Annotated in this window: 27 protein-coding genes; 10 read left to right on the top strand and 17 right to left on the bottom strand. The window is 68.1% G+C overall.

Annotation, left to right across the window (positions count from 1 at the left end; all coding sequences use genetic code 11):
* Positions 1-5: 5 nt before the first annotated feature.
* The 4 genes from EJK91_RS13125 to EJK91_RS13110 form a co-directional block, all read right to left on the bottom strand.
* Positions 6-977 (bottom strand): GlxA family transcriptional regulator, encoded by a 972-nt coding sequence (locus EJK91_RS13125; protein WP_024441325.1) that lies wholly within the window; start codon positions 975-977, stop codon positions 6-8.
* A 70-nt stretch (positions 978-1,047) separates the two neighbouring features.
* Entirely contained in the window at positions 1,048-2,025 is a 978-nt protein-coding gene (locus EJK91_RS13120; RefSeq protein ID WP_024441326.1) for an NAD-dependent epimerase/dehydratase family protein, read from the bottom strand.
* Positions 2,026-2,078: 53 nt separating this feature from the next.
* Positions 2,079-2,792 carry an Rv0518 family GDSL lipase gene (locus EJK91_RS13115; RefSeq protein WP_024441327.1) on the bottom strand — a complete coding sequence of 238 codons (714 nt, stop codon included), beginning with the start codon at positions 2,790-2,792 and terminating at the stop codon, positions 2,079-2,081.
* Positions 2,793-2,814: 22 nt separating this feature from the next.
* Complete coding sequence (locus tag EJK91_RS13110) at positions 2,815-4,095, bottom strand: acyltransferase family protein (protein ID WP_125079145.1); 1,281 nt, start codon at positions 4,093-4,095, stop codon at positions 2,815-2,817.
* A gap of 194 nt (positions 4,096-4,289) precedes the next feature.
* Here EJK91_RS13110 and EJK91_RS13105 point away from each other — a divergent pair, with 194 nt between their 5' ends.
* From EJK91_RS13105 to EJK91_RS13085, 5 genes are all read left to right on the top strand, one after another.
* Positions 4,290-6,245, top strand: a complete 1,956-nt coding sequence (locus tag EJK91_RS13105) for a neutral/alkaline non-lysosomal ceramidase N-terminal domain-containing protein (protein ID WP_125079144.1) — start codon at positions 4,290-4,292, stop codon at positions 6,243-6,245.
* A gap of 99 nt (positions 6,246-6,344) precedes the next feature.
* The gene (locus EJK91_RS13100; protein WP_125079143.1) at positions 6,345-6,791 is read left to right on the top strand and encodes an STAS domain-containing protein; all 447 of its coding nucleotides are present in this window, start codon (positions 6,345-6,347) and stop codon (positions 6,789-6,791) included.
* Between the two features lie 61 nt (positions 6,792-6,852).
* Positions 6,853-7,359, top strand: a complete 507-nt coding sequence (locus EJK91_RS13095; RefSeq protein WP_241178694.1) for a phosphatase PAP2 family protein — start codon at positions 6,853-6,855, stop codon at positions 7,357-7,359.
* Positions 7,356-8,102, top strand: coding sequence for a peroxide stress protein YaaA (yaaA, locus tag EJK91_RS13090; protein ID WP_125079141.1), 747 nt, complete (start codon positions 7,356-7,358; stop codon positions 8,100-8,102). Before EJK91_RS13095 ends, yaaA begins: the two co-directional genes overlap by 4 nt.
* A 17-nt stretch (positions 8,103-8,119) precedes the next feature.
* Positions 8,120-8,779: a M15 family metallopeptidase gene (locus tag EJK91_RS13085; RefSeq protein ID WP_125079140.1), complete on the top strand. Its 660-nt coding sequence runs from the start codon at positions 8,120-8,122 to the stop codon at positions 8,777-8,779.
* On the opposite strand, the gene EJK91_RS13080 is transcribed toward EJK91_RS13085, so the two are convergent.
* Positions 8,772-9,086 carry an MTH1187 family thiamine-binding protein gene (locus tag EJK91_RS13080; protein WP_024441333.1) on the bottom strand — a complete coding sequence of 105 codons (315 nt, stop codon included), beginning with the start codon at positions 9,084-9,086 and terminating at the stop codon, positions 8,772-8,774. The two genes, EJK91_RS13085 and EJK91_RS13080, sit on opposite strands and share 8 nt — an antisense overlap.
* A 53-nt stretch (positions 9,087-9,139) precedes the next feature.
* Between EJK91_RS13080 and dtd the strand changes: the two genes are divergently transcribed.
* Both dtd and EJK91_RS13070 read left to right on the top strand, forming a co-directional pair.
* On the top strand, positions 9,140-9,571 hold the full coding sequence (gene dtd / locus EJK91_RS13075; RefSeq protein WP_024441334.1) for a D-aminoacyl-tRNA deacylase: 432 nt from the start codon (positions 9,140-9,142) through the stop codon (positions 9,569-9,571).
* Between the two features lie 46 nt (positions 9,572-9,617).
* The gene (locus EJK91_RS13070; protein WP_024441335.1) at positions 9,618-10,043 is read left to right on the top strand and encodes a DUF2834 domain-containing protein; all 426 of its coding nucleotides are present in this window, start codon (positions 9,618-9,620) and stop codon (positions 10,041-10,043) included.
* Between the two features lie 55 nt (positions 10,044-10,098).
* On the opposite strand, the gene EJK91_RS13065 is transcribed toward EJK91_RS13070, so the two are convergent.
* The 4 genes from EJK91_RS13065 to EJK91_RS13050 form a co-directional block, all read right to left on the bottom strand.
* Positions 10,099-11,556, bottom strand: coding sequence for a lipase maturation factor family protein (locus EJK91_RS13065; protein ID WP_125079139.1), 1,458 nt, complete (start codon positions 11,554-11,556; stop codon positions 10,099-10,101).
* A 48-nt stretch (positions 11,557-11,604) separates the two neighbouring features.
* The gene (locus EJK91_RS13060) at positions 11,605-12,879 is read right to left on the bottom strand and encodes a competence/damage-inducible protein A (protein WP_125079138.1); all 1,275 of its coding nucleotides are present in this window, start codon (positions 12,877-12,879) and stop codon (positions 11,605-11,607) included.
* Between the two features lie 24 nt (positions 12,880-12,903).
* Entirely contained in the window at positions 12,904-13,401 is a 498-nt protein-coding gene (locus EJK91_RS13055) for a hypothetical protein (protein ID WP_125079137.1), read from the bottom strand.
* 131 nt (positions 13,402-13,532) lie between these two features.
* Entirely contained in the window at positions 13,533-13,769 is a 237-nt protein-coding gene (locus tag EJK91_RS13050) for a hypothetical protein (protein ID WP_036457435.1), read from the bottom strand.
* 117 nt (positions 13,770-13,886) lie between these two features.
* Here EJK91_RS13050 and EJK91_RS13045 point away from each other — a divergent pair, with 117 nt between their 5' ends.
* The gene (locus EJK91_RS13045; RefSeq protein WP_046301596.1) at positions 13,887-14,678 is read left to right on the top strand and encodes an HAD family hydrolase; all 792 of its coding nucleotides are present in this window, start codon (positions 13,887-13,889) and stop codon (positions 14,676-14,678) included.
* A gap of 143 nt (positions 14,679-14,821) precedes the next feature.
* The gene (locus EJK91_RS13040) at positions 14,822-15,952 is read left to right on the top strand and encodes a nitronate monooxygenase (protein ID WP_024441341.1); all 1,131 of its coding nucleotides are present in this window, start codon (positions 14,822-14,824) and stop codon (positions 15,950-15,952) included.
* A gap of 4 nt (positions 15,953-15,956) precedes the next feature.
* Here EJK91_RS13040 and EJK91_RS13035 read toward each other — a convergent pair whose 3' ends face one another.
* The 8 genes from EJK91_RS13035 to EJK91_RS13000 form a co-directional block, all read right to left on the bottom strand.
* Positions 15,957-16,424, bottom strand: coding sequence for a hypothetical protein (locus EJK91_RS13035; protein ID WP_046301597.1), 468 nt, complete (start codon positions 16,422-16,424; stop codon positions 15,957-15,959).
* Positions 16,421-17,656, bottom strand: a complete 1,236-nt coding sequence (locus EJK91_RS13030) for a DUF58 domain-containing protein (RefSeq protein WP_125079170.1) — start codon at positions 17,654-17,656, stop codon at positions 16,421-16,423. The genes EJK91_RS13035 and EJK91_RS13030 overlap by 4 nt, the downstream gene beginning before the upstream one ends.
* A gap of 35 nt (positions 17,657-17,691) precedes the next feature.
* Complete coding sequence (locus tag EJK91_RS13025; protein WP_046301598.1) at positions 17,692-18,675, bottom strand: AAA family ATPase; 984 nt, start codon at positions 18,673-18,675, stop codon at positions 17,692-17,694.
* Complete coding sequence (locus EJK91_RS13020) at positions 18,672-19,160, bottom strand: hypothetical protein (RefSeq protein WP_125079136.1); 489 nt, start codon at positions 19,158-19,160, stop codon at positions 18,672-18,674. The genes EJK91_RS13025 and EJK91_RS13020 overlap by 4 nt, the downstream gene beginning before the upstream one ends.
* Positions 19,157-20,098, bottom strand: coding sequence for a DUF4129 domain-containing protein (locus EJK91_RS13015; RefSeq protein WP_125079135.1), 942 nt, complete (start codon positions 20,096-20,098; stop codon positions 19,157-19,159). The genes EJK91_RS13020 and EJK91_RS13015 overlap by 4 nt, the downstream gene beginning before the upstream one ends.
* A gap of 119 nt (positions 20,099-20,217) precedes the next feature.
* Positions 20,218-21,237 carry a phosphogluconate dehydrogenase (NAD(+)-dependent, decarboxylating) gene (gnd, locus tag EJK91_RS13010; protein WP_125079134.1) on the bottom strand — a complete coding sequence of 340 codons (1,020 nt, stop codon included), beginning with the start codon at positions 21,235-21,237 and terminating at the stop codon, positions 20,218-20,220.
* A gap of 12 nt (positions 21,238-21,249) precedes the next feature.
* Positions 21,250-22,665 (bottom strand): glucose-6-phosphate dehydrogenase, encoded by a 1,416-nt coding sequence (locus EJK91_RS13005; protein ID WP_125079169.1) that lies wholly within the window; start codon positions 22,663-22,665, stop codon positions 21,250-21,252.
* A 99-nt stretch (positions 22,666-22,764) separates the two neighbouring features.
* The gene (locus EJK91_RS13000) at positions 22,765-23,187 is read right to left on the bottom strand and encodes a hypothetical protein (RefSeq protein WP_024441349.1); all 423 of its coding nucleotides are present in this window, start codon (positions 23,185-23,187) and stop codon (positions 22,765-22,767) included.
* 125 nt (positions 23,188-23,312) lie between these two features.
* Between EJK91_RS13000 and EJK91_RS12995 the strand changes: the two genes are divergently transcribed.
* Positions 23,313-23,870 carry a YceI family protein gene (locus tag EJK91_RS12995; protein ID WP_024441350.1) on the top strand — a complete coding sequence of 186 codons (558 nt, stop codon included), beginning with the start codon at positions 23,313-23,315 and terminating at the stop codon, positions 23,868-23,870.
* Positions 23,871-24,043 lie beyond the last annotated feature (173 nt).

The raw sequence follows: 24,043 nt of genomic DNA, 5'->3' as shown, positions 1-24,043 counted from the left end.
CGGCCTCAACGGACCGTCGTGCGGAACCGATCCCGGTAGGCCTTCGGCGACACACCTAAGTGGTCGGTGAATACCCGACGCAGAGTTTCGGGACTGCCGAAACCTGCTCGATGCGCGGACTCGGTGACGCTGTGGCCGGCATCGAGCGCGGCACGGGCGGCATCGATACGTACCGTTTCGACGTAACGTGCCGGGGTGGTCCCGAGCTCGGCCTGAAACAGCCTCGTCAGTTGACGGCTGCTCAAGGCGGCGCGCCGGGCGAGAGCGGTCACGCTGTGGTCGGCGGCCGGGTCAGCCGCGATCGCATCGGTGACCTTGCGCAGCGCAGACTCCGGAGGCGGATCGGCCTCGACCAGCGCCGAGAATTGCGACTGTCCGCCTGCGCGTTTCAGATAGACCACCAGCCATCGCGCGACCTCGCGAACCAGCTTGCTGCCGTGATCCATTTCGACCAGCGCCAGCGCAAGATCGATACCGGCTGACACGCCGGCCGAGGTGTAGACGTCGCCGTCCCGGATGAAGATGGCGTCCGGCTCGACCGAGATGTCGGGGAATGCCCGCGCGAGCAACCGGGCGTCGTGCCAGTGCGTGGTGGCACGACGGCCGCTGAGCATGCCGGCCTGCGCCAGGATGAACGACCCGGTGCAGATGGACGCCAGCCGCCGTGTGCGGCCGGCCAGCGACCTGACGGCCTCAACAAGTGCGGGATCGATGGGCTGCCGGGGCAGATAGTCGCCGCCGGCGACCAAGACGGTGTCGGCGGACTCGATGGCGGCAAGGCTGTCGGTGACACCCAGCCGTGCACCGATCGAGCTCGTCACGTCACGGCCGTCCACCGAGGCGATCTTGACCACGTAGTTCGCGCCGAACCGCGTGGCTTCGACGAATACTTCGGCTGCCCCTGCGACATCGAGCATCGTCACCTCGTCGAAGACGACGATCACCACCAACCGTGCCCCGGCGCCGGCGTCAGTCACGCTGCCATTATGTCGCGACTGCTGCACCGATCCTCAACAAACTCCTGGCCGGAGCGGGCCGGGTGGGCGGCTAGCCGCGGATGCCGGCAATGGTGTCGGCCAGCGTTTCCCGGGGGGTCCGGAACACGATGCCGAGGTCGCGCTCGGCGGGAGTGTCATCGGATTCGGGCATCTGGGTGTAGTACTGCATCCCGGCCTCGGTGAACGGAGTCGAGATCGGAAGCGCGCGCTCGACCTGATCCAGGACGCGGCCCGCCCACCGCAGGGCGATATCCGGTACCGGCAGCGCGAGCATGGGCGAACCCGACAGCTCTTGCAGCAGGCTCGCCAACTCTCCCGGTGGTACCCGCCGACCACCGGCCATGTAGCGGCGTGGGCCACGGCCCGGCTCCAGCAGCGCCAGGTGCATTGCCGCGAGGTCGCGAACGTCGATCACCAGCCACGCACTGCCACGCCCGGGAATGACATGCATTTGCAGCGCCGTCCGTACTCCTTCGCCGGCCTCCCCGAGCCGGTCTCCGACCGGAGGCCCCAGCACCATGCCCGGATAGGTGATGTTGACGGGGGCGCCGGCGTCCTGCAGCCCGCGCGCGTAGAGGTCTTCCCGGGCTTTCGACCGGCCGTAGCCGTCGGCGCCGCCGGCCACCGGCAGGTCCGCACGCAACGTCGTCAGGCCCGGATGAAACAGCGCGGTGAAGCTGGAGACGTGAATGATCGGGTCCAGGCCCAGTTCAACCGCTGTACCGAGCACGTTATGGGCGCCGGCCGAGTTGGTGGCCAGCATCTGCTCCGTCTGGCGTGGATCGGTGGCCACCACCGCGGCGGCGTGCACAACCGCGTCGCAGCCGCGCAGAGCCTCGCGCACCGACTCCGCGTCGGTGATGTCACCGACGACGTAGTCGGACACATCGACACCCAGCCGCTCCACGCTGCTGTGCAGGCCCGCCGGGTTGCGGACCAGAAACCGCGGCCGGTGCCCGGCATCGGCGATCGCTTTGGCGGTCCAGCCGCCAACGAATCCGGTTCCACCGGTGATCAGTACGCGCATGGTGTCCATGCGCCAATACTGCTGAGGCTAGCCCGGTTTCGTCCGGTTTTGCGCTAAGTCCGTTTGGGAAGCTGTCCCGCGATCAGCGGTGCGATCTTGTCTGCCATGTAGGCGTGACCGGCGTCGGTGGGGTGTACCCCGTCCGGTCCGATGAGGTCGGGCAGGCCGACGAACCACCGCTCCGCGAGCGGGTCGACGAACTCGGCGCCGACGACGCGCGCCTGGATGCTGAGGACATCGCGGATCCGCCACACGCTGCCCGGGACATCGGCGGTGGGCCATGGCGGGCCGACCACCAGCATCCGCGCCCCCGGCGCGGTACGGCGGGCCAAGCCCAGGGTGTCGGCGATCAGTCGGCCCAGTTCGCCCGGCTCGACGTCCTGGTCGTTGCGCGAACCGAAGAACACCACCAGGGCGTCATCGGGCTGCACCACGCGGCGGGTCAGGTCGCCGAACAGGCCGCCACGGTTGCCTCGCACCCCGTAACCCGCACCGCCCTCGGCCGCCACGTCGGCGCTGACGTAGACACCGCGTCCGGCCAGGTTCTGCCAGGCCCGCTCGGTCCAGTTCGCCGCGCCGCGGCCGGTGTCCTCGTAGCCGGCGGTGTAGGAGTCACCGATCACCGCGATCCGATTAGGCGAGGAACTCAGCGGCACCGTCTCGTAGTGGCGCGGCGATTCGTGCTCGCGCGCCAAGTAACCGGTTCCCGCGACCACCGCGACGACCCCGGCCACCATCACGACGGCGAACGTCATCACCCGACTCACGGCTACCTCCCCCCAATCAACTTCAGCGAAGACTAGCCGGAACCGCGACCTTGGGTTCGTTGAGGACACCGTCGTCCGAGGCGGTCGAATGGTTGGCAGGATCCGAGTTGTCCGGCTCTGCCGGTTCGACCGCCAAAGGATCTTCGGTCGGCGTCACCTGGGCCGAGTCGGGCCGGGCGCCGATCATCTTGCGCATCCAGTGCCGCCCGGGCTCTTCAACAGCGTGGAACAGCAACATTGACAGCAGGGTCGCCGCCACCACGAGGCTGCACACCGTCCACTTGGCCGCGGTCGCCCCCTCCTCGAGCACGATCTCGAACTGCTTGGCCGCCCAATTCCAGGACGTGTGCACCAGCTCGTGGACCATGTACAGGCAGAACGAGATCTGCCCGCCATAGACCATCACGCGGGTGGACAGCAGCGCGGGAAGGCTGCCGATACCGATCGCCAGGGCCATCACCAACGGCACGAACAGCACATCGACCAGGCCGCCGCTGTCGTAGAGCCCCGAGATCGGATGGCTGTCGAAGTAGTAGAGGACACCGATCATCGCGGCGATGAGCAGCGCGGCGCAATACCCTGCGGCGCGACGGGCCGAGTCGGCGGGACTGATCTTGCGGACCGCGGCGCAGGCCAGTGCGCCCGCGGTGAACTGCATGACGATGCGCGGCAGCCAGCTCCATGGGCTGTAGAACTGACCGGTCGCCAGCAACAGCAGCAGCGGCGGGAGTGAGGCGATGATCGCCAGCACCGCCAGCCCGCGCGCCGAGGTCACCCGCATGATCCGATAGACCGCCAGCACCAGCACCCCGAACAACAGGTAGGCCAGCCACTCGGCACTGATCGACCAGGCCGGCCCGTCCCAACTCGACCCGTCGAAGAACGGCTCGAACCACAACTGCACCAGCAGGACCTGCCGCACATAGCTGATCGCGGTGATCCGGCTCAGGTCCTCGGTCGGGACGTGCCCGACATGCAACGTGAAGATCACCCACAGCAGCGCCAGGTGCATGGTGACCAGGTAGATCGGCCAGACCCGGGCCAGACGCAACCACAGAAAGTGCACCGTGGCACGCAGGGAGAACGTCTCCCCCATGCGCTCCAGGTAGTTCCAGGTCAGCACAAAACCGCTGAGGATGAAGAACAGATCGACACCCTGGGCGCCTCGGTCGAGCACCGGGGCGAGCGCATCGCTGAGCTCCGGGGACGCCAGTCGCAACAGGGGCCGGAAATGAAACAGCACCACCCATACTGCGGCGATGATGCGAAGCCCGGTCAGGGCCTTGATCTCTCCGCTGCGCACAACACTCTTTCGCCGGTGGGCATCGCATGTCACGGCTGCCTCGGGTGCGGGCCCGCCGCGACGCCACGGCGATCGACAGCCGCAACCCGGTTGCCGGCAGCCATCGAAGACTAGCAGCGGGCCTGTCCCCGGTGAAGTAACCAGCCGGGCACGTCGGCGGCGATACCGACGGGGCCGTTGTGAATACTGTAGCGATGCCAGACGACTATCAGGTTGGGCGCGGAATCGCCGACATCACCGGCGAGCCGGCCGAGTGCGGAATGCTCGGCTACGGCGTGGCCAAACAGCAGACCGATGGACTGCACAACCGGCTGCGCGCGCGGGCATTCGTCATCGCCGATCCGGCCACCGGAACCCGGCTGCTGCTGGTGGTCTGCGAGATACCGCTGCTGCTGGAAAGCGTGCACCATGAGGTGCTCGGACGCCTGGCCGCCACCTATGGCGAGCTGTACACGTTCCACAACGTGATGTTGACGGCGACGCACACCCATTGCGGCCCCGGTGGCTACTCCGACCACCGGCTCTACAACTCCAACACCAACGGGTTCCGGCACCAGACGTTCAACGCGATCGTCGACGGGATCTGCGAAGCCGTCGATAGAGCGCATGCCGACCTGGCTCCCGCCAGCCTGAGCCTTGCCGTGGGCCGGTTGCACGACGCCAGCAGCAACCGTTCCCCGTCGTCGTTCGCCCGCAACCCCGAAGCCGAGCGCGCCCACTTCCCCGACAAGATCGACCCGCAGACCACCTTGCTGCGCATCGAACGCGACGGCCGGCTGGTCGGCGCGGTGAACTGGTTCGCCACCCACGGCACGTCCATGACCAACCGCAACACGTTGATCAGCGGGGATAACAAGGGTTACGCCGCCTATCAGTGCGAGCGCCTGGACCACGGTGTCGACTACCTGGCCGCCACGCCACCGGACTTCATCGCGGCCTTCGCCCAGACCAACTCCGGGGACATGTCACCCAATATCGGGCAGCGGCCCGGCAGCGGACCCACCGACGACGAATTCGAGAACACCCGGATCATCGGATCCCGCCAAGCCGTTGCGGCCACCGAACTGACCCTGGGACACGGCACCGAGGTCACCGGGGGTCTCGACGCCCGCGCCACCTACGTCGACCTGACCGATTTCGAGGTGCGGCCCGAGTTCACCGGCGACGGCCGGGCCCATCGCACCGGCCCCGCAATCGCGGGTGCCTCCTGCCTGGCCGGCACCGACGAAGGTTTCGGTCCGGCATACCCGGTGTTCAAGCAGGGCCGCAACCGGTTATTCGACAGTTTGATCGCCAATACGGTGTACCGGCTCTCCCCGCGCCTGCGTGACGCGCAGGCGCCCAAGGGAGCGGTGGGTCCCGGCATCCGGCTGAACAAGGCGCTGTCGATGCTGATGCCCGAGGGCGGCCCGGTGCAGCTGCTGCGCATCGGGCAGCTGTACCTGATCGGCATTCCGGCCGAAGTGACCATCGTGGCGGGCCTGCGGTTGCGCCGCACGGTGGCGCAGATCGTCGGGGCCGAACTGCGCGATGTGCTGGTGGCCGGCTACAGCAACGGCTACCTGCACTACGTGACGACGCCGGAGGAATACGACGAACAGCGCTACGAGGGTGGCAGCACCCTGTTCGGCCGCTGGGAGCTGCCGGCACTGCAGCAGGTGGTGGCTGAGCTGGCCTCCGCGATGCGCGATCGACGGCCGGCGCCCCCGGGCACGCGTCCCGCTGAGCCGTCCCGTCGGCGACGCTCGCGGCGCCGGGCGAAGCCGGATGCGCCGGTCGGCGGCCAGCAGTTCGGCGATGTCTTAGAAGCCCCCCTGCCGGCGTACCAGCCGGGCGCCACGGTGTCGGCGGTGTTCGCCGGCGCGTACCCGAACAATGACCTGCACCGCGGCGGCACCTATGTGCGGGTGGAGCACCAAACCGGTGGCCAGTGGCGCACCGTGGCCGACGACAGCGACTGGTCGACGATGTTCCGCTGGCGACGCGCCGGCCGGCGCGGATCGACCATCACCGTGACCTGGGCGATTCCGGAAAACACCGCTGCCGGGCGATACCGGCTTCGCTATGACGGCGACGCCCGCGACCGCGACGGCCGGATCAGCGCGTTCACCGGAGCGACCGAGCCGTTCGATATCTCACCAAAGCGTTAATCGGACGCCCAAGAGGCCTTAACTTCGCCGCATAACGTCGGGAAACATCGAGGTTGGCACAGCTGCCGACAGCGATCGACATGGAAGGCGGGGGCTGGCATGGCAATCGAGATCACCACACGAGGCACTGCTCGGATCAACCCGGTCATCGAGTGCGGCGGGGCGCAGATTCGGGCGCACTACCGTCACCTCGCGACGGTGGTCGCCATCCGGGGCCGGATCGATGCCACCAACGTGGACCAGCTCAGCGAACATGCCCGGCGCTTCGTCCTTGCCAAGGAACCGCTGGTGCTCGACCTGAGCGGGGTCACGTCGTTCGCCGCCGCCGGAATCTGGTTGCTGTGCGTCCTCGACGGTGACTGCCGTGCCGCAGGCGTGGAGTGGACCCTTATCGAGAGCTCGTCGGTGCACGAACTTCTCGGCGACTTCGACGAGGACGCTATGTTCCCCACGTCGCGCTCGGTGGACCAGGCCCTGCACGCTCTCGCCGACGGCAACGACCAGCGCCGCCAGATGCTGCTGCCGTTGTTCAAGAAGTCGGCCTGAGATAGGTCGAGGCCTCGCCACCTTCCTGCGCTGGTGGCCGCTGGTCGGTGTGCTGGCGACATTGGTTCTTGGTTGGGCGGTGGGCCGCGGCTCGACACCGATCGACAACTGGTTCGGTGACGCCGCCCGCACCCTGATCGGCGCGCAACCCCGGTGGCTGTTGATCTTCACCAGCGGCTGGCTGGTGCTGGCGGTCACCGTGGCCTGCCTGGTGGTGGCCGTATCTCGCAGGCAGTGGGCGCTGGCAGCCGCGGTGCTGGCCTGCCCGTTCGCCGTCACCGCCATCACCATGGCGCTCAAGCACCTCTTCGACCGGCGTAACGGGCCCTACCTGGAGTACCCCAGCGGCCATACCGCGCTGCTGGTCGCGGTGCTGGGAATGATGGTCGTGGTAGCCGGTTCGAAACTGGCTCGGGGCTGGGCCCTGACCGCAGCCACGCTGGTAAGCCTGCTGGGCATGCTCGGGTTGGTGGCCTGCGGCTACCACTACGCCACCGACACCGTCGGTGCGGCGATGCTCGCCACCGCGCTGGTGTGTGGAACGGCTCGGTTAACGTCTGCGCTGTGATCGTGCTGCTGCCCCCGTCGGAGACCAAACGCGCCGGCGGCGACGGACCACCACTGCGCCTGGATGCATTGTCGTGCCCACAACTGACCGGTCTGAGGACGGAGCTGGTCGACGATCTGGTGGCTTTGGCGGCTGATCGGGAGGCCAGCCGCGGCGCACTGGGGCTGTCGGCGTCGCAGGATGCTGAGATCGAGCGCAACGCCGCACTGCGTACCGCTCCCACCGCGCCGGCGATCAACCGCTACACCGGTGTGTTGTACGAGGCGCTGGACGTCGACTCGCTGCGCGGTGCCGCGGCCGCCCGGGCCGGCGCCCGCCTCGCCGTCGGCTCCGCCTTGTTCGGGCTGCTGCGGGCAACGGATCCGGTGCCGGCATACCGCCTCTCGGCCTCCTCCAAGCTGCCGGGACAACCGGGATTAACAAAACGCTGGCGGCCGGTGCTGGAACCGGTGCTGGCCGAGATCGCCGCAGCCGAGCTGGTCGTCGACCTGAGATCCGGCTCCTATGCGGCGCTGGCCGCCGTTCCGGGATCGGTTCGCGTCGATGTGGTCGCCGAGCACCCCGATGGCCGGCGAGTCTCGGTGAGCCACTTCAACAAAGCGCACAAAGGGCAGCTGGCGCGGGCCCTGGCCACCACCAGGGCCGAACCTGACGATGCCGCCGCGGTGGCCGCCGTCGCTCGGCGGGCCGGTATGCGGCTGGAACGCGACGGCAGCCGGCTGACGATCGTGGTTGCCGCCTGACAGGCGACAATGGGCAGATGCCGAGTCTGCGGATCGTATTTGTTGTTGCGCTGCTGCTCGCCGGAACGTCCGGTACCGCGGCCGCCGCGCCGGGATCGGATGTGCCGGCGCTGTCGGAGCCGGCGCGCGCGGCCGGGTTCGTCGACGTGCGCAGCGCGGTGCCGGACGCGATCATCGACCTGCGATATGCCACCCCGAACAACTTCGTGGGCGAACAGCTCTACCCATCGAACGCTCGGTGCCTCGTGCACGAGTCGCTGGCACCGGGTTTGGCGACCGCGGCCGCCACACTGCGCGGCCGAGGCCGGACTCTGGTGTTCTGGGACTGCTACCGGCCACACAACGTGCAGGTGCGGATGTTCCAGGTGGTGCCGAACCCGAACTGGGTGGCCCGGCCGGGTTCGCTGGCCCGCAGCCACGAGACCGGGCGGTCGGTCGACGTCACGACCGCCGACTCGAATGGGCGACTATCGGAGATGGGCACCGGATTCGATGACTTCTCGCCGACCGCAACGGCATTCGCCGACGGAATCAGCGCCCGTGCCGCAGCCGAGCGTGCCGCCCTGCGCGACGCGATGAGCGCCGGTGGCCTGGCCTACTACGCCGGGGAATGGTGGCATTTCAACGGCCCCGGCGCCGACGTGGGACGCCCGATCCTCGACGTGCCGGTCAATTAGCCGGCGGTGCTGCCAGGTGCCGTTCGACCGATTCGACCTTGGTGTGCATGGCGTCGGTCGCGCCGTCTCGCCAGTCAGCTTTGATCACCGTGCTGACCCGGGGTGAGCGGGCCGCCACCGCTTCCACCGCCCGTTGCACCACGGCCATCGCTTCGGCCCAGCTGTCGCTCTCGATCACGGTGAACATGGAATCGGTGCGATTGGGCAGACCCGACTCCCGGACGACCCGGACCGCCTCGGCGACGATCTCGCCAACCCCCTCCCCCACGCCGAGCGGCGTAACCGAGAACGCAACCAAGACCGACACGCGACTCACCCCTCCCGGAAGGCACCACGGCAAGCCTACTTAGCATCGAGTCCGTGCGAGTCCTGGTCCAGCGTGTCTCATCGGCCTGCGTCAAAGTGGACGGTCAGACCGTCGGCGCGATCGAGCCGGACGGCCAGGGCCTGCTCGCCCTGGTCGGCGTGACCCACGCCGACGATTCCGCCAAGGCCCAGCGGCTGGCCGAAAAGCTGTGGCAGTTGCGGATTCTCGACAACCAGAAGTCGGCTGCGGATGTGGGTGCGCCGATTCTGGTGGTCAGCCAGTTCACGCTCTATGCCGACACCGCCAAGGGGCGGCGGCCATCGTGGAATGCTGCCGCACCGGGTCCGGTCGCCGAACCCCTGGTCGCCGAGTTCGCCGAGGCGCTGCGAGGGTTGGGCGCCCAGGTGGCGACCGGACAGTTCGGGGCGCATATGCAGGTGGAACTGGTCAATGACGGCCCGGTGACGGTGCTGCTCGAGCTTTGAGGCGAAACCCCGCCTACGCCAGGATCGTGGACGCTAACGTGGCCGGATGAATACAGCTGCCAAGGTCCGCTGCGGGGTGTACGCCGCGATCGCCGTCGCTGCGCTCATCGCCACCTGGAGTCAGAATCTGGCCTACGACGGATCAGCCTTTCTTTCCCGGTTCCTGCCGGACACCGCGGTGACACCCGCGTCGCGCTCGATCACCGCAGACATCCTGATGCTGTTCCTGTCGGCGGCGGTCTTGATGATCACCGAAGCCCGCAAGCACAACGTGCGGTTCGTCTGGGCCTATATCTTCGGCGGATTCCTCACGGCGATCAGTTTCACGTTTCCGTTGTTCCTGATCGCCCGCGAACGACGACTGGCCGCCGAGGGATCGGAGGCACCGCGGCTGGGTGGCCTCGATGTGGCACTGCTGGCCGTGGTCGCACTGGTGCTGGCGGGCTTCACCCTGTGGGTCGATACCCGGTAGCCCCGCCCCGGCCCAATCGTTCCGGTCGGCACCGTCCAGGGCGTTTCACCGGTGACTACTCGGGTATCTGGGGTGACCCGCCGGCCGCTACCGGCGACAGGTAGACGCCGACCAGGCGGCGATGCCACCAGGCTCCGTCTCGTTGCCGCTCGGCCCGGGTGGTGAAGCGGTACTCGTAGAGCAGGATCCGCACAAAGCGCGGCGGGGTGTCCGGAAACGGGTTGTAGCGCAACAGACATAGCGTGTCCCGGTCGTTGCGCAGTAGCCGCTGCAGCAGCGCGTCACGCCACGGCAGCCCGTACCGCGGCGAGAGCGCGGCGAACCACATCAGCCAGTCCAGCCGCAGATGATATGGCGCCCATTGACTTGGAAGTCGATCCACCGCGCCGGGTTTACCTTTGAACTGGTATTCGCGCCAGGGCGTTCGCTCGGTGAGCTCCGCCGCCGCAGTACCTTCGATCACCAGCTCCCGACGGGAACGCCCGACAGTCCCGAACGCCCCGTAGCTGTTCACCAGGTGAAGCGGATTGAAGCTGGCATTCATGCGCTGATTACGTGACGCCAAGTTTCGCACCGGCCAGTAGCTCAGTACCACGACCGCCGCCGCGTACCCCATCACCAGCACGGCGAACCACATCGGCGCCTGCGGCATGTCCGGCGGTTGCAGGCCCGAAACCGTTCCGGTCAGCCAGGATTGGTCGAGTGCGGCGGCAGCCAACACAATGGTGATCCAGTTCAGCCAGGCGAAATTGCCGGAGGCGACCAGCCACAACTGGGTGATGATGATGATCCCGGCGGCCACACCGGCGACGGGCTGCGGGGCGAACAACCCGAACGGGACCACCAGTTGGGCGACATGGTTTCCCGCTGCCTCTATTCGGTGCAACGGTCTGGGCAGGTGGTGGAAGAACCAGCTCAGCGGCCCCGGCATCGGCTGGGTCTCGTGGTGGTAGTACAGGCAGGTCAGGTCGCGCCAGCAAGAGTCGCCGCGCAACTTGATCAGCCCCGCGCCGAACTCGATGCGGAACAGCAGCCAACGAGCAAGCCACATGACCAGCACCGGCGGCGCGACGCGGTCGTTGCCCAAGAAGACGGCCAGCAGCCCGGCTTCCAGCAGAATCGATTCCCAGCCGAACGCATACCAGGTCTGGCCGACGTTGACGATCGACAGATACAGCGCCCACAGCAGCAGCCAGATCGCCATCACCGCCCATAGCGGCACCAACTCACCGGCGCCCACCACCAGCGCCGCGGCCAGACCCGCACCCAGCCAGCACACGAACGCGAAGAAGCGATCCGAATAGTGCAGATGAAAGATGCTGGGCGTCAGCCGAAACGGGCGGCGCCGCACGTACTGCGGCACCGGCGTCATGCCGTGTTCGCCGATCAGGGCGCGGAACTGCCGGGCGGCCGCGACAAAGGCGATCAGGTAGACGGCCGCGATCCCGCGTTCGAGGACCAGCCGCCCCAGCCAATATCCGGAACCGCTCAGCCACGCCCACTGTGTGTTCACACCTGCAACTCCTCGGTGTGATGTTCATACCACCGGCGGGGGCAGGAGTCAGCCGGTTGACAGTGCTCGGTACAGCAGATGCATGGCCACCGTCGTCGAGCGTTCCCGGACATCGGCCCGCTCCCCCGGCAGTCGGATGGTCCGCGTGGTTTTCCGGCCATCACCAAGCGCCACACAGAAACACACCGTGCCCACCGGTTTGTCCGGCGTTCCGCCGCCAGGTCCGGCAATGCCGGTGATCGCCACGGCGGTGTCGGCGCCGAAGCGGCGCAGTGCACCCGCGGCCATCGCCTCGGCCACCGGCTCGGACACCGCGCCGTGCTCGGCGATCAATTCCGGATCGACACCGAGTAGTTCGATCTTCGCCTCGTTGGAGTAGGACACCACCCCGCCCGCCAGGTAGTTCGAGGCGCCGGGCGGGTCGGCCAACCGACCCGCCAGCAGGCCCGCGGTGCAGGATTCGGCGGTCGCGATCTGTCGGCCGGCCAACAGCGCCGCCACCAGATCATCGATCTGCGAACCGTCCTCGGAAAAGATCGCCCGGGAATGCCGTTCGCGAAGCAATGCCAGCAGTTCCTTGTAGGCGCCGGCGGCGTCCGGTTCGTAGCGGGTGACGATCTCCAGTTCGCCGCGGCGCAGGCAGGTGGTGATCTCCAGCCGGTGGAAATCGCCGATGACGTCTTGCGCATGCCGCAGCGTGTCGGCCAGGCCGGATTCAGGCAAGCCGTACATCCGGATCATCTGCTGCTCGTAGTGAGTCCGGCCGGCCAAGGCCTCCTGCACCGCGGCGGTCTCTATTGCCTTGTGCCACATCGGTTGCAGCTCACGAGGCGGCCCCGGCAGCACCACGACCGTCGGCGAGCCGGGCACCACGACTCCGGGCGCGGTGCCCACCGGGTCCAGGATTGTCGCGCCGGCCGGAACCATCGCCTGTTTGCGGTTGGCCGCCCGGACCGTCGCGAAATCCGGCGCGCCCGGGCCCGTGTAGCGCGCCATCATCGGTTTGATGATCTCGGCGATCCGGGCTTCCAGCTCGTCGTCGAGCACCACGTCACGGCCGCAGAACCTGGCGACGGTCTCGACCGTCAGGTCGTCAGCTGTCGGCCCCAGGCCGCCGCTGGTGATGATCAAGTCCACACCCTCGGCGGCCAGGAACCGCAGCTGACTCTCGATGTCCCTGGGCCGGTCGCCACAGATCGTGATGTGCGCCAACTCGACTCCCAGTTCCAAGAGTCGGTCGGCCAACCACGGTCCGTTCCGGTCGGTCACACGTCCGGTGAGTACCTCGGTACCGGTGACGACGATTCCTGCGCGTGCGCTCACCGGTCCGAGATTACGCAGTCAGCGTCAGGGCAAGCCCGGAATCAGCATGACCTCCATCGGCGTCACCGGAGCAACCGGAACGCTCGGCAGGTAGCCGGTGGGAGCGAACGCCGTCGGTGCCGCAGGCACCGGGGCCGAACCACCGAAGTTCGGCAGCGGGAACGGCAGCACCGAGCTCAGGCTGGCCGGAAGGTTCCCCAGTCCGGGCAGCCCGGTGGCTGCCTGCTGCTGGGGCATCGCGCTCGGCGACGGCGGCACGTTGAAGGTCGCGGTGGCCAGCGGTGCGTGCCCGGGCGTCGCGGGCGGCGCGAAGGTGGTGCCGCTCAGCGCCCCCGTCGTGGTCTGCAGCAACTGCTGCGGCAGGCTCGTCGAGGACGCGACCATCTGCTCGACCACGCCGGACAACCCCGGGTTGATCGGCGCGGTGTCGGCGTTCGCGGTGGCGCTGGACGCCAGCGCGGTGAGGAACAGACCGGCGGCGGCGCCGGCCGCGACGGTCAGGTACTTACGGATTCGTGACATGGCTTCTCCCCAATCCCAACAACTACAAGGTCGGGACCGAAGTTAGCCGTGTGAAAACTGATGCCTGTGTGACACGAGGGGCGTTTATGCAACCGTTGCGAACCGGAGCCGCGGCAGTTACCGAGCCGGTTTCAGCGAGCCAACCAACTCTGAATCTTCGCGAGCTCGGTGGTGTAGGCCAGCAGCACGCCGTCCTCGTAATGGGCCCCGCCGTTGAGGATGGTGCTGTCGCGCCAGATCGCGTGAACTTGGTAGATCCCGCGGCTGTAGACGTCGACACGCTCACGCTGAGTACGTTGCCACCCCTGCTGCTCTGCCTTTTCCGACAAAGGTTCCCTCGTGTCGGTCGCGGTTGTCTCACTGGTCATGAAGCCGACCCTCTTTTCGCATAGGCCAAACACGCTATCAGCTGCCCAGATACGTTCTCCTGTGGCGCGGCGCGCGACCACCCCGGCCCGCCGGCGCCCGACGTAACATCGACGGCGATGACCGCAGTACCGAGTGATCCGATCGCCGACGTCGCCGGCACCGAATCGGGCGCGCGAATCGGAGCGTTCTTCGACCTGGACGGCACGTTGGTCTCCGGTTTCACCGCCACCGCACATGCCGGCGACCGGATCCGCCGGCGCCAGGCTCGCGCAGGTGAGGTGTTCGGCGTCGTCGAGGCCGCTCTGCGGTATCGCCTGGGGCGTATGCAATTCGAACGGTTGCTGGTGCGGGCGGCGGGCTACCTGCGCGGCGAGTCGATCAGCGAACTCGACGACGTCGGCGCACGACTGTTCGCCGACCACATCGCCAGCCGGATCTACCCGCACATGCACGAGATCGTGCGGGCGCATCAGCAGCGCGGCCACACCGTGGTCCTGAGCTCCTCGGCATTGACCATCCACGCCGAACCGGTGGCGCGGTTCCTGGGCATCGCGCAGGTGCTGTGCAACCGCTTCGAGCTCGACGAGCGGGGCATCCTTACCGGTGACATCGTCAAACCCGTGGTGTGGGGTGCGCAGAAGGCGGCGACCGTGCAGGATTTCTGCACGGCCAACGGGGTCGACCTCACGCAGAGCTTCTTCTATGCCGACGGCGACGAGGATGCCGCGCTGATGGCGCTGGTAGGCCGACCACGGCCGGTCAACCCCCGGCCCCAGCTGGCCGCGCTGGCCGCCGAACACGGGTGGCCGGTGCTGCGCATCACCGGCCCCGACCGCACCGACGGGCGATCGTTCCGACGCGCCGCCGGCTTCGGGGTGGCGGTGCTGCGCGCTTTTTCCACTCGCTGAACCACCCGACGCCCAAGGACACGATTGCCGGTAGTGTTAGGTTTCACCAGCGCACCTAGGCCCGACTGGCCTCATGATGCCTCGTCTGGTACTTAATTAGAACACGTTTCATTTCGATCCCAGGCCCCCTGAAGGAGTCCGTCATGCACACTCCCCTCTGCGACGAACTCGGCATCGAGTTCCCGATCTTCGCTTTTACCCACTGTCGCGACGTGGTCGTCGCGGTGAGTAAGGCCGGCGGTTTCGGGGTGCTGGGCGCGGTGGGCTTCACCCCCGAGCAGCTCGAGATCGAGCTCAAGTGGATCGACGAGAACATCGGCGACCACCCATACGGCGTGGACATCGTCATCCCGAACAAATACGAGGGCATGGACTCCGGGCAGTCCGCCGAGGAACTCGCCGAATCGCTGCGCAAGCTGGTCCCCCAGCAGCACCTCGACTTCGGCAAGAAGCTACTCGCCGACCATGGCGTGCCCGTTGAGGGCGCCGACGCCGACAGCCTGCAGCTGCTCGGCTGGACCGAGGCGACCGCCACCCCGCAGGTCGAGGTCGCGCTACAGCACCCGAAGGTGACGATGATCGCCAACGCGCTCGGGACTCCCCCGGCGGACATGATCAAGCACATCCACGAGGCGGGCCGCAAGGTTGCCGCGCTGTGCGGCTCCGCGCGCCAGGCGCAGAAGCACGCCGCGGCCGGCGTGGACATCATCATCGCCCAGGGCGGCGAAGCCGGCGGACACTGCGGCGAGGTGGGCTCGATCGTGCTGTGGCCCGAGGTCGTCAAGGCGGTCGCACCCGTACCGGTGCTCGCGGCGGGCGGCATCGGCAGCGGCCAGCAGATCGCCGCGGCCCTCGCGCTGGGCGCACAGGGCGCGTGGACCGGTTCGCAGTGGCTGATGGTCGAGGAGTCGTCGAACACCGAGGCTCAGCACGCGGCATACATCAAGGCGGGCAGCCGCGACACCGTGCGCAGCCGCTCCTTCACCGGCAAGCCGGCCCGGATGCTGCGCAACGACTGGACCGAGGCCTGGGAAGCTCCGGAGAACCCGAAGCCGCTGGGCATGCCGCTGCAGTACATGGTCTCCGGCATGGCCGTGCGGGCCACGAACAAGTACCCGAACGAGAGCGTCGACGTCGCGTTCAACCCGGTCGGCCAGGTCGTCGGCCAGTTCACCAAGGTAGAGAAGACCGCGACGGTCATCGAGCGGTGGATTCAGGAGTACCTGGAGGCCACCGGCACCCTGGAGGCACTCAACGAGGCATCGGGCGTCTGATCGGCTAACGCTCGGCGCTCAAAGACGTGCTCAGGAACGGTTGTACGGCAACGGCATAAAGGCCGAACACCGCGAACGGCGCCAATAGCGGTAGCCATGGCAGCTGCCACGGGAACACCGTCGCGACCAACCCCGCGACGGTGAACCCGAGGGCAAAGATCATCGTCGGTGGACTCACCGTCCCGAGGTGCCGCAGCGCGAGGTAGCAGACCGCGGCCAGACCGGCCACCGCCGCCGCCACGTTGGATAGATCGGCCAGGCCGATACCGACGACCGCGAGCACCACCGCCATCGTCGCCGCCCCGCGCCACCGCAGCCCGAGTAGCACCGCACCGGCGGACAACAGCGCCACGATCCTCGTTGTCCCCGCGGCGCCTGAGCCGGCGACCGCGGCCATCGACAGGCCGGCCAGACCGCACCCGCCGGACAGCGCCGGCGACAGGCGCGTGTCGAGTCCGGGTGCAAGCGTCATCGCGGCGCCGCAGGTCTGCGCCGCTGCGTCACCACGCGCATCGCCTGTTCCAGCGGCTGTTCGTACGGCCAAGGGGCGACATCGACGCCGATGGTGGCCATGTCGCCATACATGGCACTGCGCTGCAGCGTCCACAGCCGGGCCACCAGCGGGTCCAGGTCGTCCTCGAACGGCGAGCCGCCCAGCACGTCCACCGCGAGCACCACGTGGCCCCGTTTCCGCAGATCGGTCAGCGCCAGCGCGAATTCGGTGTCCAGCAGCGTGGAGAACGCGAAGATCAAGGCGCCGGCCGGGACCGCGGCCCGGGGCGCCAGCGTTCCCGTGGTCGACTCGACTCCCTGTCCGGCACCCAGGACCGCGTCGACGATGCGGTAGAACTGGCGCTGCCCGATCTCCGCACCGACCCACCGCGGCTGGCGACCCCCAAGGACGACGACCCCGGCTCGATCGCCATTGCGCAGCGCGGTCTGCACCACCTGCGCCGCGCCGAGCACGGACCGCTCGGTCGCCTCGGTCGCCGGGCCGGCCGGCTGCGGATAGGCATCGATCAGCACCACCACGTCGGCGCCACGATCGGTGAGGCGCTGGGTGACATGCAGGCTGCCGCGTCGTGCGCTGACCGGCCAGTTCACGTTGCGCAGTGGATCGCCGGGAACGTAGGCGCGGATGTCGGCGTACTCCACTCCACGGCCCGGATGCCGGGTCAGATGGGTCCCGACCCGGTCGAGCAGGTCGCTGTGCGGGATCGGCGTGGGCTGCGGCGGCGCCAGTGGGAACACGGTGAGTTCGGCGACATCGACGGTTCCGGTCCCGGCCAGTAGACCGCCGCGGGCCACGGCGTGCACGGTGGCACGGATCGGATACCGGCCCCAGCGCCCGGTGACGGCGGTGACCGCTTTACGGCTCCCGGCCGCGGCGCTGGACTCGGTGATCTCCAGGCTCAGCGCCGGATGCGCCGACACCGCCAGACCCACGCGAACCATGTCGGCATCCGATACCGTTGCGCCGACAGTCAATTCGACCGACTCGGTCTCGAAGCAGCGTTGTATCGACGGCGTGGCATGTACCCGCAAGCCCGGAACCGGCCGCTGACTGCCCAACGAGCACAAGACGGCCAGCAACGGTGCGGCAAACGCGATCAGTTGCCAGCGTGACGCACCCACTGCCAGCACCAGGGCCAGCGCGGCACCGGTGGCCACCGCCTTGGCGAACGGGGATGCCCGCCAATGCATCACAACATCCGCCTCGTAGAGATCGGGGTCGTGCGTCACGTCGGTGTCGCCTCCGGGGCTCGCGGCACCGGCAGCCGCCGCAGCAGCTCCTCCACCACGTCGGCCCCCTGAACTCGGCGCACCCACATCTCGGGTCGCAGTGTGATCCGGTGCGCGATCGCCGACGTGGCCAAGGCCTTGACGTCCTCGGGGATCACGTAGTCGCGGCCGAGCAGCAGGGCGCGGGCCCGGGCGAGCTGGACCAGGTCGAGTTCCGACCGCGGACTGGCCCCCACCGCCACCTGCGGATGGCGCCGGGTTCCGGTGGCCAGCGACACGACGTAGCGCAGCACGTCGTCGTGCACACTGACCTGTTCCACCGCCTCCCGCATCGCCACCAGGTCGTCGGCGTCAACCACCTTGCGCACCGTCGGCAGCGCGGCGCCGCGGTCCAGGCGGCGGCGCAACATGGCCGCCTCCCCCTGCTCGGAGAGATAGCCCAGGCGCAGCCTGATCGCGAACCGGTCGAGTTGCGCCTCCGGCAGCGGATAGGTGCCCTCGTACTCGATCGGGTTGTCGGTGGCGAGCACGATGAACGGCGACGGCAACCGATGCGTGTATCCGTCGATGCTGACCTGACCTTCGGCCATCGCCTCCAGCAGGGCCGCCTGGGTCTTGGGCGGCGTCCGGTTGATCTCGTCGGCCAGCACCAGGTTGGTGAAGATCGGCCCGCGCCGGAACTCGAAACGACCCGAGGACATGTCGTAGACAGTCGTGCCGAGCAGGTCGGCGGGCAGCAGGTCGGGGGTGAACTGCACCCGGATGAAATCCAGTCCGAGCGCGGCCGCGAACGACCGCGCGATCAAGGTCTTGCCCAGGCCCGGCAAGTCCTCGATGAGCACGTGCCCGCCGGCGAGCACCGTGGTCAGAATCAGGGTGAGCGCGGAACGCTTGCCCACGACGGCCCGTTCGATCTCGTCGAGCACCGCGGTGCAGCGTTCCCCGGTGGTGGCCGCCGCACCCGGGAGTCCGGTGCTCATCGCTGCTCCAGGCGACACAGAATCTCTTCCAGCACAGCACGTCCGGGGCCGGACCCGCTGTCGCCGGTGGGCGCGACGTTGCCGGGATCGACCCACGGCCATAACACGTCCCCGAACAACAGCGCCCCGGTGGCGGCGAACGCAGCGGGATCCTTCGCCCTCCCCTGCCCGGTGGAGACCTCGAACCGCCGCGCCAGGATCGGTCGCCAGCGCCGATCCCAGTCAGCTCTGGTCGATTCCGACCAACGGATTCGGGCTTCAGTGCCCGAGCGCCACCGGCGTAGCTCCTCACCGGGCTCGTCGGTAGCCGCCGGGTCTGCGGATGGTACGGAACCTCCGGTGGTCAGCAGGCGCCGGATGCCGAATACCGGCAGCGCGAGCGCGAGGCCCGCCGTCGCGAACAACAGCTGACGCTGATGGGTCATCAAAGCGACCAGCTCGGCGGCAACTATCAGCAGGACACCCTGCAGCGCAATCGTTTTCATCGTTGATTCCGCAATTCCTGCAGAACCTGCTGCAGCGCCGCGATCGCATCGGCACGATCATGCTCGGACATCAGGTGGGCGCTGAAGCGCGCCTCGGTGAACAGTTCCACCAACCGGGTAGCGTTGGCGGCGGGCAGGGCGTGGTGTTCGACTGCTCGTGCCAGCACTTCGGTGGGGGTGTCGAAGGCGCGGGGTGCGATATCGGGAACGGCGCCCAGGTGGCGCTCCATGACTGCGTAACAGGCGATGATCGCCGCTCGTGGCTCACGACTGGGATCGACGATGCGGGCCAGGCCGAGTTCGGCCGCACGAACCAGGTTTTCACCGGCATCGGGTTCGTCCGCCGCCGCCGGAATCACGCTGGCCTCGGTAGCTGTGTACTGGGGGCGCCGGGCGCGCGCGGCAACGACCGCGGTCGCCAGCAGAGCCAGCAGCAGGGTGGCAACGGCCAGCAGATAGACGGGTCCGCCACCGGCCAGTCCGCCCGGTGCGCCCGGCGGCGGCGCGGCCGGTGCTCCCGGCGTGCCCGGCGGCGTCTCACCCGTCCCGGGCACCTCTGTGGCGAGCTCGACGCGGAGCCCGCCACCGAGCTTCGCCAGCATCAGGACCGTCAGCAGCCACAACACCAGCGCCGCCGCGACGATCAGCACCGCGCGCCAGACCGGTCCTCCTCGTGCTCCAGCGGTCAGGGACAACTGGCCGACACTTCCGGGCCCTACGCGTTGATGCCGTGCCCGATGCACGACAGCGACGGCGATGATCGTGCCCGACACCGCCAACAGCGCCGCCAACACAATCGGCTCCAGCGTGCTTGCGGCGCTCATGCGGCGCTGCTCGGGCGGGGCACCGGGAAGGTACCCGCGGGTGGTGGCGCCGGCCGCGAGCAGCAGCGCGCCCAGGGCGATCACTCGCACGGTCGCCCTGTCGCTACCGGCCATCACCGGAGCATCAGTTACCCGGGTTTCCCGCCGTCGCCGCGGCATTCCCCATCCTGGCACGCTAAGGCTGGAAGCGGCCAGGATCGCGCGGACGGCCGGCGTCGTTCAGGCCGGGCCGGTCACCCGGACTTCTCGTCGTGGCCGCCGAACTGCTTGCGCATGGCCGAGAGCACCTTCGCACCGAACTCGAACAGCTGGCGCGAGGCGAATCGCGCGTACAGCGCGGTGGTGAGCACCGGGGCGGGAACGCCCTCATCGATGGCCGCGATAACGGTCCACCGGCCCTCGCCCGAATCGGAGACCCGGCCGGCGAATTCCTCCAACGCCGGCGACTTCTGCAACGCACCGGCGGTCAGATCCAGCAACCAGGAGCCGATTACGCTGCCCCGCCGCCAAACTTCGGTGACCTGCTCGATGTCGATGTCGTACCGATAGAACTCGGGATTGCTCAACGGTGCGGTCTCGGCATCACCCTGCTGGTCCTGCTTGCCGATGTTGGCGTGGTGCAGGATGTTCAGCCCCTCGGCGATCGAGGCCATCATCCCGTACTCGATACCGTTGTGCACCATCTTCACGAAGTGCCCGGCCCCCGACGGACCGCAGTACAGATAGCCGTTCTCGGCCTGCGAGATCTCACCCTCGCGGCCCGGGGTGCGAGGCGCCGCGTCCACCCCCGGAGCCACGGTCGCAAAGATCGGCTCGGCTTGGTCGAACGCCGCCCGATCCCCACCGACCATGAGGCAGTAGCCCCGTTCGCGGCCCCACACCCCACCGCTGGTACCGCAGTCGAGAAGATGAATACCCTTGTTGGCCAATAACTTTGCGTGCGCGATATCGTCACGGTAGTAAGAGTTTCCGCCATCGATCACGATGTCGCCCGCCGACAGGGTGCCGGCGAGTTCTTCGATCACCCCCGTGGTGATGACACCGGCCGGCACCATCACCCACACCACCCGCGGTGCGGACAACTGGGCCGCGAGCTCGGCCAACGACGACACCCCGGTGGTGTTGGCCTCGGTGGCCAAAGCGCTGACCGCGTCGGCGTTGTGGTCATAGACAACGCATTCGTGACCGCCGTCGACGATGCGGCGAACGAGATTGGCGCCCATTCGGCCCAGGCCGATCATCCCCAGTTGCATAACTGTCCTCTCCTACCCTGGCGGGCCGCCGTCGGGCAGCCATGGCTCCTGCCAACTCCGATGGCCGCGCACCAGCGCCTGCGCGGCCTCAGGACCCCACGAACCGCGCTCGTAGGGGTGGACCTTTCCTGGATGTTCGAGCAGCGGCGCGACGATGCGCCAGGTCTCCTCGATGCTGTCCTCCCGGGCGAACAGCCGGCGATCGCCGATCATCGCGGCATGCAACAACCGCTCATAGGGCCGGATCGGTTCGCCCAGGTCACGGGCGAAGGAAGAATCGAGGTGCACGTCGCGCCAGGAGTGCGCGTTCTGATCGTCCGGGGCCACCAGGTGCAACCGCAGTCCCGGATCGGGGTCGATGCGCAAAACGATCTGATTGCGTTGGGCGCGTTCGCGTTGCGGCATAAAGCCCAGCGCCGGGACCCGGCGGGTGAACAACCGGACCTCGGTAACCCGTTGCGGCAGTGCCTTTCCGGCCCGCAGGAAGATCGGCACCCCGGCCCAGCGCCAATTCTCGATCTGCAGACGCAGCGCGACGAACGTCTCGGTTCGCGACCCGTCGGCCACCCCGGAGACGTCGGCGTAACCCCGGTATTGGCCCCGCACGTAATTCGCCGGATCGGCCGGCGGCATCGCCCGGAAGACCTCGACCTTCTTGTCGTTGAGGTCATCCTCGCCGGGACCGACCGGTGGCTCCATCGCGAACAGCGCCAGCACCTGCAACAGGTGGTTCTGCACCACGTCGCGCAACGCACCGACGGCGTCATAAAAGCTGCCGCGCTCCTCGACGCCGAAGTTCTCGGCCATGGTGATGTGGATTTCGGCGATGCTCTTCCGATCCCACAACTCGGCGAGCGTGGTGTTGGCGAATCGCAGATACTCGAGGTCGGCGACCGGCTGCTTGCCCAGAAAGTGGTCCACCCGCAGGATCTGGTCCTCGCGCAGCACGGCACGCAGCCGGGCATTGAGCTCGCGCGCGGAGGCCAGATCGTGGCCGAACGGCTTCTCCACCGCCACTCGGGACCGCTCCAACAGGCCCGCCCGGCCCAGGTTCTCCACAATGGGAGCGAAAAGTGACGGTGGCATCTCCAGGTAGTACAGGCACTGCCGTTCGGCGCCGACCCGTTCGGCGAGCTGCTCGTAGAGAGCGGTATCGGTGACATCACCATGCAGGTAGGACAACCGATTCGCCAGCCGGCGAAACACCGCGTCATCGAACTGCTCGCCGGACTCCCGGATGGCCTCACCGGCCCGGTCGATCAGTTCCTCGACCGTGATGTCGTCGGCGGCCACTCCCAGGATCGCGCAGTCCAGCAGCTTGCGACGCTCCAACCGGTACAGCGCCCGGAACGTCATCTTGCGGGCCAGGTCTCCGGTTATCCCGAAGATCACCACCGAATCCGTCGCCGCCGCCTCCTGTCCGGCCAACTCCGGCACCTCCCCCACGTAGCTTCCCGACCGAAGCTAGTGGACCTGCCTGAACGAACGCTGGTTGCCGGATGGGGCGGGCGGCTCACGCCGCGACGATCACCCGACCTGGGCGATCCCCGGCGGGAAGTAGGGACCGATACCTCCGGTGTAGATACCGGGCTGCCAGCCTCGGGCGCCCAGGCACAGCAGCGGCAGGCCGTCGGGCGACTGCGCGGCCGACTGCGGGTTCGGGCACGGCGAACCGATTTCCTGCACCCCGTAGAGCGGGTAGGAGATCTGCCAGAACCCGGTGTCCTTGGGCGGCCACTGATTGGCGATGAAGTGGCAAGCCAGCGCCTGGCCGTTGGGGCCGTGGCCGTAGATGAAGCGCTCCCAGCTGAAGCAGGCGTCGCCCTGACGCTGGCCATCAACCATGCCCGGCACGTCCCCGGGGTAGGCACCGGCGTCCGGTGCGGCGCTGACAGCGACTGCACCCGCGGCTCCCGCGACGAAAACAGCTGCAGCTAGTTCACGAATCATTCTTCGCCCTCAGTCTGTCGATCCAGGCCACCCATCGGCGACGGGTCAGAGCCTAACGGGTGGTAGTCGCACGTCAGCGCGAATCCGTGGAAACCCCGCGCGCCCGGCCCGCTAGAGTGCCGCGGATGACCGGAACGCAGTGGCAGCTCGACGCATCGCACGGCCAGCTGCTGGTCCGCACCGATGTGGCGGGGCGCGCGGCAAAGATGGGCCATCGGCTCACCATCGTGATGGAACGCTGGGAGGCAACCGTCTCGTGGTCCGGTGACCGACCGACCGCGGTGGAGCTGGTTGTCGAGGTCGATTCACTGCGCGTGTTGCAGGGCGACGGCGGGATGACTCCGCTGACCGCACCGGAGAAGACGCTGATCCGCAGTAACGCGCTCAAATGCCTCGACAGCAAGAAGCATCGACTGATCCGTTTCGGGTCCAGCAGCATCGAACCCACCGGCGACGGCTATCGGCTCACCGGCGAGCTGGAGGTCCACGGCCGAAGCAGGCCGCATGTCGTCGAGCTTGAGGTGACGGACGCCGGCGGTGGCACGCGGCAGCTGAGCGGCGACAGCACGGTGCTCCACAGCGACTTCGGTGTGCGGCGCTATTCGATGCTCATGGGGGCTATGCAGGTCGCCGACGAAGTGACGGTGTCCTTCGCGGCGACCGTCGCGGCCGACCGGACCTGACTCAGCGGCCGGGCAGGCCGTAAAGATGGTGCCGCACGCGTTCCAGCCGCGAGGGGACGCCGTCCGGAGATGATTCCTGCAGGTCCGGGCCGGCCAGCGGCGCATCCCACAGCGAACCGAGGTCGGCGGGCGCCTCTTCCGGGGTCTCGTTCGGGAGCGCGGGGGCCGCAGGG

This window comes from Mycobacterium sp. P7213, from assembly GCF_900604305.1.
In the GTDB taxonomy this organism is placed as follows: Bacteria; Actinomycetota; Actinomycetes; order Mycobacteriales; family Mycobacteriaceae; genus Mycobacterium.
The sequence above is the reverse complement of the archived record's forward strand: the minus strand, read 5'-3'. Positions and strand labels throughout refer to the sequence as shown.